Annotated in this window: 13 protein-coding genes; 4 read left to right on the top strand and 9 right to left on the bottom strand. The window is 51.8% G+C overall.

Annotated features, from left to right (window positions below):
• Window positions 1-244 precede the first annotated feature (244 nt).
• From ACWAU0_RS09825 to ACWAU0_RS09850, 6 genes are all read right to left on the bottom strand, one after another.
• Window positions 245-3,547, bottom strand: a complete 3,303-nt coding sequence (locus tag ACWAU0_RS09825) for an EAL domain-containing protein (protein ID WP_458139028.1) — start codon at window positions 3,545-3,547, stop codon at window positions 245-247.
• Window positions 3,548-3,598: 51 nt separating this feature from the next.
• Complete coding sequence (locus ACWAU0_RS09830) at window positions 3,599-4,078, bottom strand: HugZ family pyridoxamine 5'-phosphate oxidase (RefSeq protein WP_458139029.1); 480 nt, start codon at window positions 4,076-4,078, stop codon at window positions 3,599-3,601.
• The gene (locus ACWAU0_RS09835; protein WP_458139030.1) at window positions 4,075-4,653 is read right to left on the bottom strand and encodes a DNA-3-methyladenine glycosylase I; all 579 of its coding nucleotides are present in this window, start codon (window positions 4,651-4,653) and stop codon (window positions 4,075-4,077) included. The genes ACWAU0_RS09830 and ACWAU0_RS09835 overlap by 4 nt, the downstream gene beginning before the upstream one ends.
• Window positions 4,653-5,012 carry a YajD family HNH nuclease gene (locus ACWAU0_RS09840; RefSeq protein ID WP_033157754.1) on the bottom strand — a complete coding sequence of 120 codons (360 nt, stop codon included), beginning with the start codon at window positions 5,010-5,012 and terminating at the stop codon, window positions 4,653-4,655. The genes ACWAU0_RS09835 and ACWAU0_RS09840 overlap by 1 nt, the downstream gene beginning before the upstream one ends.
• 15 nt (window positions 5,013-5,027) lie before the next feature.
• Window positions 5,028-6,032, bottom strand: a complete 1,005-nt coding sequence (gene moaA / locus ACWAU0_RS09845; protein WP_458139031.1) for a GTP 3',8-cyclase MoaA — start codon at window positions 6,030-6,032, stop codon at window positions 5,028-5,030.
• A 119-nt stretch (window positions 6,033-6,151) separates the two neighbouring features.
• Window positions 6,152-6,598 carry an arsenate-mycothiol transferase ArsC gene (locus ACWAU0_RS09850; RefSeq protein WP_205451457.1) on the bottom strand — a complete coding sequence of 149 codons (447 nt, stop codon included), beginning with the start codon at window positions 6,596-6,598 and terminating at the stop codon, window positions 6,152-6,154.
• A gap of 86 nt (window positions 6,599-6,684) precedes the next feature.
• Here ACWAU0_RS09850 and ACWAU0_RS09855 point away from each other — a divergent pair, with 86 nt between their 5' ends.
• The 3 genes from ACWAU0_RS09855 (at window position 6,685) to ACWAU0_RS09865 (ending at window position 7,848) form a co-directional block, all read left to right on the top strand.
• The gene (locus ACWAU0_RS09855) at window positions 6,685-7,098 is read left to right on the top strand and encodes a putative toxin-antitoxin system toxin component, PIN family (RefSeq protein ID WP_101054432.1); all 414 of its coding nucleotides are present in this window, start codon (window positions 6,685-6,687) and stop codon (window positions 7,096-7,098) included.
• The gene (locus ACWAU0_RS09860; protein WP_205451455.1) at window positions 7,095-7,331 is read left to right on the top strand and encodes a toxin-antitoxin system HicB family antitoxin; all 237 of its coding nucleotides are present in this window, start codon (window positions 7,095-7,097) and stop codon (window positions 7,329-7,331) included. The genes ACWAU0_RS09855 and ACWAU0_RS09860 overlap by 4 nt, the downstream gene beginning before the upstream one ends.
• A 97-nt stretch (window positions 7,332-7,428) precedes the next feature.
• On the top strand, window positions 7,429-7,848 hold the full coding sequence (locus tag ACWAU0_RS09865; RefSeq protein ID WP_205451454.1) for a DUF1801 domain-containing protein: 420 nt from the start codon (window positions 7,429-7,431) through the stop codon (window positions 7,846-7,848).
• A gap of 38 nt (window positions 7,849-7,886) precedes the next feature.
• Here the strand turns inward: ACWAU0_RS09865 and ACWAU0_RS09870 are convergent, their stop codons facing one another.
• Window positions 7,887-8,885, bottom strand: a complete 999-nt coding sequence (locus ACWAU0_RS09870) for a hydrolase (RefSeq protein WP_458139032.1) — start codon at window positions 8,883-8,885, stop codon at window positions 7,887-7,889.
• Window positions 8,886-9,042: 157 nt separating this feature from the next.
• On the opposite strand from ACWAU0_RS09870, the gene ACWAU0_RS09875 reads away from it, so the two are divergent.
• Entirely contained in the window at window positions 9,043-10,116 is a 1,074-nt protein-coding gene (locus ACWAU0_RS09875; RefSeq protein WP_171697438.1) for a transglycosylase SLT domain-containing protein, read from the top strand.
• A gap of 42 nt (window positions 10,117-10,158) precedes the next feature.
• On the opposite strand, the gene ACWAU0_RS09880 is transcribed toward ACWAU0_RS09875, so the two are convergent.
• Together ACWAU0_RS09880 and ACWAU0_RS09885 are read right to left on the bottom strand one after the other, a co-directional pair.
• Entirely contained in the window at window positions 10,159-10,455 is a 297-nt protein-coding gene (locus ACWAU0_RS09880) for a hypothetical protein (protein WP_171697439.1), read from the bottom strand.
• Window positions 10,456-10,987: 532 nt separating this feature from the next.
• The gene (locus tag ACWAU0_RS09885; RefSeq protein WP_458139033.1) at window positions 10,988-12,394 is read right to left on the bottom strand and encodes an esterase/lipase family protein; all 1,407 of its coding nucleotides are present in this window, start codon (window positions 12,392-12,394) and stop codon (window positions 10,988-10,990) included.
• Window positions 12,395-12,438 lie beyond the last annotated feature (44 nt).

Genomic DNA, 12,438 nt, shown 5'->3' on the forward strand with positions numbered 1-12,438 from the left:
GGTTTAAGGGCAAACCGTTTGACCGATATTCCCAAAAGCCCGAGCCCACTAGACCACACGAGTAACCAGGGGTTCCGGCATGGCGGGGTAGGGAGGAATTCACGGCCTAGGTTAAAAAAGCTGATTAGCAAGCTGCGCTACCGCCGCAAAATCACCCTTTCGGCAAGGCATGCGGATAGCGCTGGGCTTACCGATTCGGGAATATTAAAAGCTGTGGCGTAGACATTTCCCGTGGCTTAACAGCCTAGGATGCAGTGGGAAGTAATCTGTCTTCTCGCTCAAATCTGGCGGCGGCCACCGGCCGGCCGGTGTAATAGCCTTGGTAGGATAGGCAGCCTTTATCACGTAAGAAGATCATTTGTTCCTGGTTTTCCACGCCCTCGGCAATCACGTGTAAACCTAAGTTTTTAGCCATATTGATAATGGTCTCCACAATTACCGCGTCGTTGGGGTCGCTGGCGATGTCGCGGACGAAACTCTGATCGATCTTTAATTGGCTGATGGGCAATTTTTTTAAATAAGACAGTGAGGAATAGCCGATACCGAAATCGTCGATGGAGGTTTTTACGCCCAGGGTTTGCAAATCGCGCATTTTTTCCACGGTGTCGTCTATGTCGCTGATCACGCAGCCTTCGGTCAGTTCGATGACCAGACGCTCAGCCGGCAGTTCGGCGTCGATCAAAATGCGTTTTACTTGGTCGACAAAATCGGCCTGGCGGAATTGCCGGGAACTGACGTTGACCGCCACATGATGAATAGGCAGGTTCTGCGCGTCCCACACCTTGATTTGCCGGCAGGCCTCGCGCATGACCCATTCGCCTATCGGCAAAATCAGCTGGGTATCTTCGGCAATGGGGATAAATTCCGCCGGGGAGATCATGCCCTTTTCCGGATGCTGCCAGCGGATTAGCGCTTCGGCGCTGATTACTTTGCCGAGGTGATCGACCTGCGCCTGATAGTGCAGTAAAAACTGCCGCTGTTTCAGCGCCTGACGAATCTCTTTTTCCAAGGTTAAACGGCGGTCGGCCGTTTCCTGCATCGACGGACGGTAAAAACTGATGCCGTTACGGCCGCTTTCCTTGGCCCGGTACATCGCAGTATCCGCCTGTTGGATGACCGCTTCAGGCTGTTCGGCCACCTCGGGAAACAGGGTCACGCCTATGCTGGTGGAAAAGTGATGTTCGCTGCCCTGAACCGTGAAAGGTTGATTGATGGTGTGCAGGATTTTTTCCGCCAGCATCGCCGCGTGACTGGTCGCTTGCGACAGTTGCGAGTAGCGGCCAGGCACCATCACGATAAATTCGTCGCCACCCAGCCGGCAAGCGGTGTCTTCGTCGCGGATAATCGATTTGAGGCGTTGGGCAACCTGGATCAGCAATTCGTCGCCTACTTGATGGCCGCGCGAATCGTTAAGGGTTTTGAAGTGGTCCAAATCCAGAAAAAACAGCGAACCGTAATAACTTTGGCGTTTGGCGGCAGCGATCTCCTGTTTCAGGCGGTCCAGCAGCAAACGTCGGTTCGGCAAGCCGGTCAGCGGGTCGTAAAATGCCAGTTCATGGATTTCCCGCTCGGCGGCTTTTTTCTCGCTGATGTCGGAAAAAATCGCCACATAATTGAGCAGGCGATCCTGTTCGTCCCTCACGCCGGTCACCGTCAGCCATTCCGGAAACACGTCGCCGTTTTTGCGCCGATTAAAAATTTCCCCCTGCCATTGGTTATCCTTGGCTAAGGCTTGGGTCAAAGTTTGAATAAATCCGGGAGCTTGATGGGTCGACGACAGAAAATCCGGTTGCCGGCCAATCACTTCTTCCGCGCTATAACCGGTGATTTTGTTAAAAGCATTGTTGACGCGCAAAATTGCCCCATTGGCATCGGTGACGATAATGGCCTCGTGCGACTGGAATGTAGTTGCGGCGATGCGGAGTTCGTTTTCCTGCTGTTTACGGCGTTCGATCTCGGTATTCAGCGCTTGGTTGCTACGCAGCAAATCGCGGGTTTTTAGGGCCACTAAATCTTCGATGCGGGCGGTGCGTCCGCTCATCAGCATTAAACCGAAGCTGGTCAGGCCGCAGAGCAAAAAGCTCCCGGACAGCAGCCACCAAACCGTCCAGGGATTTTGTTGCGTATAAAACTCCGGCAGCGGTTTATATTCAAGCGTCCAATTCCGGTCGGCGACCGCCAGCGATTGCCGCTTGCTTGGAAGTAAATAATGCGTTTTCGATTCAATGCCTTCGGGAGTGCTGCGGTATAACAGCTGGTCTTGATCATAGATCGCTACCGACAAACGTGTGCTTTGTAAGCGTCCGGACAGTTCCTGAATCTCGTTGCTTAACTTAAAAACATTCGAGACCAATCCGACAAAAAACTGTTGACGCTGGGCGCTGGTGTTTAGCGATTTTCCTTTGAGATAAATCGGGGAGTAGATGGCGAAGCAGGGCTGTTTGTCGTCGCAGACCATGCCGTCCGTCACCACCGTTTCGCCGGAATTAATCGCTTTTTGGATTGCCGATGATAGTTGTGGGTTGCTGGCAACGTCGAAACCAATGTTTTGCTGGTTGCCGAAGGCGTAAGCAATGGGTAAATAAACATTCCGCTTACCAGCCGGTATCAATTGCTGATTGCGGTTGTGCTCGTGAATGGTGGTTTCTGTCTGTTGTTCGAATGCGCTACGGTCTTCGGCATTGACTCTGGGTATCCATTCCAGTGCCTCCAGCTCGGGATGTTTGCTGAAAATGGTATGGGCAAATAGCCTGAACTCGTTGGGATTGACCGATTCCGAGCTGTCGAACAAGGCTTTCAATAACTGATTATTCAGAATATCGTCGCTGAAATGTTCCTGGAGGTTGGTATGGGTCAGATTAATCTGGTTGTCGAATAGCCCATTGAGGCGTTGATTTTCCAGATTGCGGCTGTAGACGAAGGCGATGACCACCAACAATAGCGAAATCGATAACGGATAGGCCACGAATTTTTGCCGTTGCCGCCAGATATGCCGCGGGGTACCGATAAACAACAGCAGCAGGGGCGCGAAGATCACCGTACCTATTGCATCGCCTATCCACCAGGTACACCAGTTCAGGCCGATTTCTTCCGCATCGATGGTGTCGAAAATGTACAGAAAACTGGTGCCGACGCTAGCCGATATTAAGCAACTGGCAATTGCCAGCAAGAAAAACCAGACGACATGCCGATCTTCCATCAACGGATTGTGTCTGCCAATCCAGCGGTTGATCAGGGACGCTCCGAGTAAGGGCTGGGCGATGGCGCCGACGCTGGCGGCGGCGCCTACCCAAATCGGTGTAAACCAATCTTCCGGGGTGGCCAGATCGCCAAAAGCGTAAATTTGCGTGCCCAAGCTGCCGATGATCAGACCCGGCAATAATTTGGGGCCATAACCAAGCAGCGCGGCCAGAGCGATACCCGCTGACGGCCAGATTGGGCTGGCATGGCTGGGCTGCATCGCCAGCATATGCCCAAGATAGCCGCCGATAAAATAGGCCAGGGCCAAGGCGCTGTTCAGCAGAAAAAATCTAAAAGCTGTCGGCATGATTAAACAGGCGGACTCTGATTCTCACCGAGGCTGGGCGAAGCAGTCGCTTTAGTGAGTTGCGGGCAACAGAACGCCATTCTCGACATCCATGCTAAATGCTTTGCCAAAGCCGGCGACATATTGGCCGCGCAAAGGCGTCAGTGCCAGTAAATGAAAATCCGCTAGGGAGCGTAAAACCGCGACTGTTTCGCCGAACCGCTGTTGCAGCTTATCTAACAACTGGGTATATGCTGCGTGGGTTTTGGCGATTTCACCAACCTCACATTCGATTACCAAACGGCGTCTGGCAAACGGATTGACCGCTTCGGCCTCGGGTTCGATAAACATGATGGATGCTTGACGTTGGCGCAGCATATTGCCGGTATGCCGGGCCAATTGGCTGACGTAGATGTAATAAGTATTTTGGTATTCCAGAAATGGCGCATAACTGACTTCGGCTGTCCCTAGCTCGGAACTGCTAGCGATTATCAGGCTTTGGCTATTGGCAATTAAAGTCCGGTAATCGGCGGCTAGTGGTTCGGAACTCATGGTGTTTTTGCAGATGTCAGTTGCGCGTGGCGGAAGCAATCGACGGTGTGGTCGTTGACCATGCCCACCGCCTGCATATAAGCATAGCAGATGGTTTTGCCGACGAATTTAAAGCCGCGTTTTTGCAGGTCTTTGCACATGCTGGCCGATTCCGGGGAATAGGCCGGTATTTGACTATGGCTCAGCCAACTATTTTGCCGGGTTTCGCCATCCACAAAGCGCCAAATGTACTGATCAAAACCGCCGAATTCCTGTTGTACCCTTAAAAAAGCCTGGGCGTTGCTTACCGCGGATTCAATTTTCAGGCGGTTCTTGACGATGCCGGGATTTTGCAGCAATGACGCCAGTTTTTTGTGATCGTAAGCGGCGACCTTAAGCGGATCAAAATGATCGAAAGCAGAGCGGTAAGCCTCGCGTTTATCGAGAATGGTTCGCCAACTGAGGCCGGCTTGTGCGCCTTCCAGCACCAGAAACTCGAACAGCTTTTGCTCGTCGTGCAGCGGTACGCCCCATTCGTGATCGTGATAATGTTCTTCGTTGGTGCTATTCAGCGCCCACACGCATTTGCCTGACATCAGTCTTTTTTCATCAGGTTTTTCAAATCGGCGAAAGGATTGAAGGTGGCGGCAGGCGCTTTGCCTTCCGAGGTGGCTTTGCCGCCGTAACGCACGTGCTCTTCAAAACGTTGATGTTCGTTGTCGTGGCAATACAGGCACAGCAACTCCCAATTGCTGCCGTCGGGCGGATTGTGGTCGTGATCGTGATTGATGTGGTGGACCGTCAATTCGCGCAGGTTTTTATGATCGAATTCCCTTGAGCAGCGTCCGCAAATCCAGGGATAGAGTTTTAAGGCTTGCTCGCGGTAGCCTTTTTCCCGCTCTTCCTTGTAGCGCCGGGCTTCGGCGACGATGTGATAGGCTTTGTTATCCGACATGAGGTCCTCCGTTTGTCAGCCGCCGGTGGCGTTCATGTGCCGCAAAATAACCGGCTGTTCGTGAATATTGAATTCGTGTTTTTCCGGTTTGATTTGCATGGCCTCGACGATGGCTTGTTTCAACATCGCTTTGTCGCCGGGGTGGTCTCTCACAACCTGTTTCAGATCCACCGAATGTTCGTTGCCCAAGCAGAGCAATAAACGGCCCTCGGCGGTCAGGCGCACCCTGTTGCAACTACCGCAGAAATTGGCGCTGTGCGGCGAGATAAAACCCACTTTGCTTTTACTGCCGGCTATCCGGTAATAAGCCGAAGGTCCGCCGGTCGAGTCGGTTACAGCTTCCAGGGTAAAGCGTTGTTGCAAATCTTGCCGGATCAAATCGCTGGGATAAAACGCGGCGCCGCGGTGATGGTTGTCCACCGCACCCAGCGGCATTTCCTCGATAAAACTGATGTCTATGCCACGCTCGACGGCAAATTGCACCAGATCGCAGACTTCCTGGTGGTTGCGGTTTTTTAGTATCACCGCGTTGAGTTTGATGCGCTGAAAGCCGGCTGTTCGGGCTTTTTCTATGCCTTTCAGCACTTGCTGCAAATCGCCGGTTCGGGTTAGCTCCCTGAATTTGACCGGGTCCAAAGTATCCAGGCTGATGTTGATGCGCTTCACGCCGGCGGCTTTCAAGTCATCGGCCATTTCGGCCAGATGCGAGCCGTTGCTGGTCAATACCAGTTCATTCAAACCCGGCACCCGCCCCAAGTCTTGCATTAAGCCTAACGCACCTTTACGCACTAGCGGTTCGCCGCCGGTAATCCTGATTTTGCCGACACCTAGTTCGACGAAGGTTTCGCAGATAAAGCGGATTTCCTCTAGGCTAAGAATATGGCTGCGCGGCAGAAACGTCATGTCCTCGGCCATACAGTAAACGCAGCGAAAATCGCAGCGGTCGGTGATTGATACCCGCAGGTAGTTGACCACTCTGCCAAAGCGGTCTATCAGTTGCAACGGTTTGCTAGGCGCCATTACATTCGAACAGAAAAAATAAAGGAAGAAAATAGTAACACAGCACCGCGCTGTGTTATTACCGCTTGCTAAAAGATCGGCGTTGAGCGGGTAAGTTCCTCTGACGGTTTTTTGCCTGACTATTGCTTGCCCAAGCGCCGCAGCAAAGCCAATACCGCCGCTTCTATCTGCGGCAAGGCCTCGCTCGGATGGACGTCTTCTATATCGTCTACCTGCCAGTATTCCACGCGATCCACCCAGTTTGGGAAGCGGCTATGCAGCAAGGGTTGATGCTCTGTTTGCTTCAAGGCGATGATGTGGCGGGCTGTGGCCAAGTCCTGCTCGGTCAGGGCAATGGGCGCGCGGACGGGCTCGATGGGAATCTCCCGCAATGCCAAGCCATGCCGGGTATGCGGCGAAAGCGGCCCGGCATCGTCCTTAAGTAACTCGATAGCCAGCCCACGCGAAAACGCCCGCCACGGCAGCGCGTAATCCGGCGCGTGATGATTAAACAAATACTCGGCAAACCGGCTGCGGTAGTAGTTACCGGTGCAGAGGAATAGGACTTGAGAATGGGTGTTTGTCATAAAACTCCTTTCGGCTAGGTTGCTTACACGAGAACAGGCAGTAAAGAATTTGTTTGAGCTATTATAATGATGATACCGTATGTGGTATGCATGAAATTATACTGGATACCAATGTTCTGTTCGCCGGATTGTATTCCGCTAACGGCGCATCCTTTAAATTGCTGGAGCTTTTAGCCGGTGGGCAGTTGCAAACAGCCATATCGACACCGCTTTTGTTCGAGTATGAGGATGTTTTGAAACGCAACCGTTCCATGCTGCAACTGACCGATGCTGAAATAGACATAGTGCTGGATAACCTGTGTGGATTTAGTCGTCATCAAAAGGTGTATTTTTTATGGCGACCTTATTTGCCGGACCCGAAAGACGATTTAGTCTTGGAGTTGGCCGTTGCTGCCCGAGTAAACACCATTGTTACCCATAATTTAAAAGATTTTGCCCGTATCGAAAAATTCGGCGTCGAAGCCATCACGCCAAAAACCTTGCTGGAGCGTTTACCATGAGTGCACTAAGTCTGAGATTGCCGGACTCCATACACCGCCATATCAAGGAGCTGGCGAGTAAGGAAGGCGTATCGATCAATCAATTCATTGCCAGCGCCGTTGCCGAAAAAGTCTCGGCTATCGCCACCGAAGACTACCTGCAGGCCCGTGCCGAACGAGCCGACAAAGCCGCTTTTCAGGCTGTTTTGGCGAAGGTGCCAAAACGTGAGCCTTTGGCTGGGGATGAGTTTTAGCGTTGGCGGGCAGCATAGGCAGATATAGCTGTTTCTGTAGAAAATACTACGAGCTGGGGCTGATTTAACCCAACAATTCCGAGAGTCTTTGCCCTTTATGAAGCAATTTCTAAATACGACCGTCAAGGCAGTCTTCGACGGCTATCCTCCGGAAATTCGCCGGAAAATGCTGGTGCTTCGCGAAGCGATCTTTGCTGTGGCGGCTAGCGAGGGTGTCGGACAGCTTGAGGAAACTTTAAAGTGGGGCGAGCCTGCTTACATGACCGCCGAAACCGGATGTGGCAGTACGATCAGAATGGCATGGAAGAAAGAGAAACCTAACCCATATGCCATGTATTTCATCTGTACGACGAATTTGGTTGAAACCTTTCGGACGCTTTTTCCGCATCAGTTTAAATACGAAGGCAATCGGGCGATTGTCTTTCAAGAAACCGAAGACGTCGACATGGATAGCCTGTCAATTTGTATCGCTATGGCCTTGACCTATCATCGGAACAAGCGACGAAAGCAACCTTAGGTACGGAGCCGGCTTCAGGTTTCTTCGCCAAGAGTATTTCACCTTGCCGTTAGCGAAGGTAGGTGTTGCCTTAGAAATCCACCAATCCGCGCCTCCAGCCAATACGCCGGCCTGAACAATCCTCCACTCACAAATCCCACATGCCCGCCGCCGGCGCACACTTCCAGTTGCACCTGATCGGATAATTCCGCGGCGGTCGGCAATACTCGTTCGGTCATGAACGGATCGTCCTTAGCTTGCAAAATCAAAGTTGGGATACGGATATGCTTCAGAAATTGCCGGGAACTGCTGCGGTGGTAGTAATCGTGGGCGTCTTTAAAACCGTGCAGGCCGGCCACGACTTTGTCGTCGTATTGCCAGAACGATTTGATGCCGGAAAGATCGCCTAATTCTGCGATCCGTTCGGCTTGTTCGTGTTGGCCGATGCCTTGCAAATGCTTGAGCTTGACGCGCATGTACTGTTTCAACTCGCGCAGTAGATAGTCGCGATAGAGTTTTGAGAAACCACGATCAAGCTTGTCGGCGCATTCGTTTAACAACAACGGCACGGATACCGCCACTGCCGCCGATAACCCAATCTTATCGCCTTGTTCACCCAGCCATTTTAATAACACGTTGCCGCCCAGGGAAAAACCTATCGCCGCCATAGCCCGGTCCAGAAAACGCTGGCGTAAGGTTTGGTAAAAAAACTCGATATCCTCGGTTTCGCCGGAGTGATAGCAGCGCGCCAGCCGGTTCATTTCCCCGCTGCACCCGCGAAAATTCAGCGCCACGCTGGCAAAGCCGGCTGCCAGCAAACTGTGTTGCAAGCCCTGGATATAACCGGAACGGCTGCTGCCGGCCAGACCATGCAACAGAATCACCAGCGGTCGGTCGCCGTTATCCACCCAATCGATGTCCAGAAAGTCGCCGTCAGGCGTGTCCAACCGTTCGCGGCGGATGCCGGCCGGTGGCGAGATACTCCGCAATAACGCCGGGTAGATCGTCTGCAAATGCGGGCTATTCAGCCACCAGGCCGGGCGGAAGGCGTTGTGCATGGTTGTGGACCTGCTTTATAGTAGTGGTTGGGCGATGGTTTGAAAGAGGAATATACCTTTTGTACCGCCAAACGCCAGCGCGCCTTTGCGGCGGATGTATAGCTCTTATCCGTCGGAGATTTTCCAAATTATTTCCAACCCAGTTTCCCTGTTCTTGATGAGTCGGCCCATTCCTATTGCCAAATCGCTGGCTAAAGCGGTCCCGCCTAGCCGGGCAAAAGCAGGTGCGGGGCGTAAGCCGGGTAAACCGCGCCGCAAAGCCAAATCTCTGCGCAAACCAAAGTGGTGGTTGATGGTTGTGGAAGGCTTGGCGCTGATGATCGCCGCAGTATTGGCGACGATGTTTGTACTCGGTTACTCGGCCAGTTGGCTATCCGGCCCCGGTTTTTTTACCAGTTTGCTGCCGTTCGCAATTGGCGTGGTGATCTTGATGTTGGCGGCGGCGGCGCTGTTGCTGGCTTGGTCGCGCTTGCGCGGCTGGCTGCATGGCCGATTGGATTATTTACCCGCCGCCTTGGCCGTGGTGCTGGCCGCTTCGATCGGTTGGTTTGTGATGCACGGTGGCTACACCCAAGTTTTTACGCATTTTCGCACCTTGGTCGGCGGCAAGCAGGAGGCTGAAAAAGTCACCCTGGCGCATCAAGTCTACGCGGCTTATCGGCGCCACGGCATAGGCGGGTTGCAAAAAATGATGATGCGCGCCGATGCCTTCAATCCGGCAATCGAGGATGCGGCCAAGGCTTTTGATGTCGATGTCAATTTGCTGCAAGGCATCGCCGCGACTGAGTCCTCGTTTATGCCACGCGACAGTTTTGATGGCGGCAAAGGCTTGTTTCAGATTACCGCCGTGCCCAAAGCCATTACCCGCGAGGCCGCCGACGAGCTGGATGTGGAGGAGTTGCAAGTCAACGATCCCAGGCATAACGCCTTTGTCGCCGCCGCTACCTTTAAACATTATCTGCAAGAAATGAACGGCGATTTGTTTTTAGGCCTGCTGGCTTACAACATCGGGCCGCGCAACGGCGGCTTGCGTTTTATCATGCAGCAATACGGCGCTACCGATTTTGTGACCATGCAACCCTACCTGCAAACCCTGCCGCGTGACTACCCGATCCGGGTATTGTCTTATGCCTTGGCTTTCAAGCTATATCAGAAGGACGGCAAGCTGCTGGCCTATGAAGAAGGCGATAACGCCATGCGGATTCAGCAGATGGGGATACCGGGGTTGTAGATTCGCTGCCTGGTTTTGGTCCCTACTGGGTAGCCCTTACAGTCAGGAAAATTTAACGATAATATCTTGCTGAATATGGCGCACCCGGTGATGGAGTTTGTCCGATTTAACCGGGATATGTCGCAATGGATCATGCTGGCGCATGACAAATTCCCGAATCGCCTCATCGTTCCAGCTCTGATGGTTGTCATGCACCATACGCAGTACAGCATTCAATTTATTGGCGGTGTAAATCACATCGTCTTCGTTATCGTCATAATCCGAGTGTATCAAATCTTTTATGGCGTACTTAACTTGAGCAAGGGCATTATTGGCATCGAATGATGTGGCCTGTCTCATGATTATTTCTCCGGTTTTCAGTTTGTGTTGGCGGCTACTATCTCCTCAGGTCCTTAAATTAAACTTAATAAATGACGATTGAGCGACATGCTGCCTACAGCATCGAGAAAATAGTCGATGGCAGGGATTGACATAGCGCTGTTGCAGCAAAAACCGCGTTATTGCTGCAACAGCGCTTCAAGAAAAGCTTGTGATACGAGTTGGTGTTTGGATTGGTGTGAAAGGGTCTAATAAATCCGGATATCTCGAAAGGCAGAATTTATACCGCCAGTAGAGGTAACGATGAGTAACGACAAAAACGCAAGCGCGCCAAATACAAGCTGGCATTCAAACAAGATGCAACCAGGCGGGTTCTTGAAAAAGGTTACAGCCAACAGCAAGCAGCCGGTCATCTGGGTATATCATTAAGTGCACTCCCCGCTCGAATTCGAGCGGGCATTTTTTAGAAACGCTGTCTAAACAGGTGTCCGGCTTTTGTTGGTCATTACAACCAGTATTGGCCTCACCATGAATCACAAGTACAGTGGTTAAATCAGATATCTTTACCAACCTTCACGTCTTTGAAACTTTCCGGATCAGTTTTTTCAGTGAGTTGGAATACCCCTTCGCCAACGTGTCTGCGCATTTGAACTTCTATCATCAAGGTTTGATTGGGTTCAATATAGCTTTTCAGCGCGTCGAAAGTGCCCTTATATTCCGCGGCTGTGTAATAAGCAAAACCCGACTGCGGTCTCACGACGATTTTGATGCCAAATTCGCCTTTACTCGGATCTTTATTAAGACCTTTATTCAAAATATCATAATCGACATAATAGGTTAATTTACCCGGATTATTACTATTACGCTGCCTATCAACGAAGAATCCCTCGGGCAGGTGATTTTCGTCATAGTTGGGGCCGCCGGTAAATAACACATCGTAGTCCGATAGGTTATTACCGCGATCATCAATCAAGCGGAATACCAGCATGCAATATCTGCCGGTCTTGAACGTGCGTTCGACTAAAAATAGTTCTTTTATCTTTTCGATGCGTTCGTCTTTTTGAGTTTGTGCTGTGAGTTTGTCGAAATCCTTCACCGCCGCCGCATAGCTTGCCGAATCTTGAACGGCCAAACACTTTAAAATCGCGTCGACAGTGGGGTGAGTCTGTGCGCTATCGGTCGCTTTTACGCTGCGTAATATGCCTATCTTGTCGCCGGAATGCGAGCGTCCTGGCAAGATTCCCAATGCTGTTTTTGCCGGGCGGCTCTGTTTATCCACCACCAAACCGCCGTCGGTCTGAGCCAGACGAAGGAATCCGTAATTCATGTTGGCGGCCGTTACTCTCACCACGCCATCAGAGCCGGCCTCACCGGTGTAAGAATTGAGATTGTCGTAAAAGGAGCGGTCGATACGCTGCCCCGTCAAGGTAAAAACATATAGCCCATCGGCGGTGCAGTCGTATTCCAGCCATTGTCGGTTTAAGGCCCAGCTTTGGTCACTGCCGAGTTCCAACCAGTCTAAGACACCAATACCCGGCTCGACACCTTCGGTAAAAAACTTCATTCTGGCCAGTTTGCCTTTGCCAAGTTGCGCCAGCGCCGAACCGTGGTTAGCCGGTGCCAGCATGATCAAGTGGCTCATCGGGCATTGTGGGAATTTGTGTTCGTAATACTGGCTCAGCCAATCCCTGACCACCGGACCGCCGGTCGAATGCGTGATGCAAACGAATTTCTCCCCTGGTTTTAGCCTCGATAACACTTCAGTATTGACCGCATGCTGCATACCGCGGGCAATGTCGTCGATTTTAACTTCGTCGGCGAAACTGACATATTTGGCCAACCTCAAGTGTTGCACTTGAATATTCAACTGTCCAGCGACCGAGGATTGCAAGGCCAGCGGCAAGCCACCGTAAGTATCGGTATTGGTGACGCTCCAGCCATGTACAAAAACGATTAACATAAATTGCTCCTTTTATTATTTGATGGCGCTTGAATTATTACTGT

It is taken from the genome of Methylomonas sp. Uni0009 (assembly GCF_054188105.3).

Excerpts from the sequence above, each read along its gene's own strand:
- ACWAU0_RS09860 (WP_205451455.1), top strand. The coding sequence starts at position 7,095 with ATGAGTGCACTAAGTCTGAGATTGCCGGACTCCATACACCGCCATATC.
- ACWAU0_RS09840 (WP_033157754.1), bottom strand. The coding sequence starts at position 5,012 with ATGTCGGATAACAAAGCCTATCACATCGTCGCCGAAGCCCGGCGCTAC.
- ACWAU0_RS09825 (WP_458139028.1), bottom strand. The coding sequence starts at position 3,547 with ATGCCGACAGCTTTTAGATTTTTTCTGCTGAACAGCGCCTTGGCCCTG.
- ACWAU0_RS09835 (WP_458139030.1), bottom strand. The coding sequence starts at position 4,653 with ATGTCAGGCAAATGCGTGTGGGCGCTGAATAGCACCAACGAAGAACAT.
- ACWAU0_RS09855 (WP_101054432.1), top strand. The coding sequence starts at position 6,685 with ATGCATGAAATTATACTGGATACCAATGTTCTGTTCGCCGGATTGTAT.
- ACWAU0_RS09885 (WP_458139033.1), bottom strand. The coding sequence starts at position 12,394 with ATGTTAATCGTTTTTGTACATGGCTGGAGCGTCACCAATACCGATACT.
- ACWAU0_RS09850 (WP_205451457.1), bottom strand. The coding sequence starts at position 6,598 with ATGACAAACACCCATTCTCAAGTCCTATTCCTCTGCACCGGTAACTAC.
- moaA (WP_458139031.1), bottom strand. The coding sequence starts at position 6,032 with ATGGCGCCTAGCAAACCGTTGCAACTGATAGACCGCTTTGGCAGAGTG.
- ACWAU0_RS09875 (WP_171697438.1), top strand. The coding sequence starts at position 9,043 with ATGAGTCGGCCCATTCCTATTGCCAAATCGCTGGCTAAAGCGGTCCCG.
- ACWAU0_RS09830 (WP_458139029.1), bottom strand. The coding sequence starts at position 4,078 with ATGAGTTCCGAACCACTAGCCGCCGATTACCGGACTTTAATTGCCAAT.
- ACWAU0_RS09880 (WP_171697439.1), bottom strand. The coding sequence starts at position 10,455 with ATGAGACAGGCCACATCATTCGATGCCAATAATGCCCTTGCTCAAGTT.
- ACWAU0_RS09865 (WP_205451454.1), top strand. The coding sequence starts at position 7,429 with ATGAAGCAATTTCTAAATACGACCGTCAAGGCAGTCTTCGACGGCTAT.
- ACWAU0_RS09870 (WP_458139032.1), bottom strand. The coding sequence starts at position 8,885 with ATGCACAACGCCTTCCGCCCGGCCTGGTGGCTGAATAGCCCGCATTTG.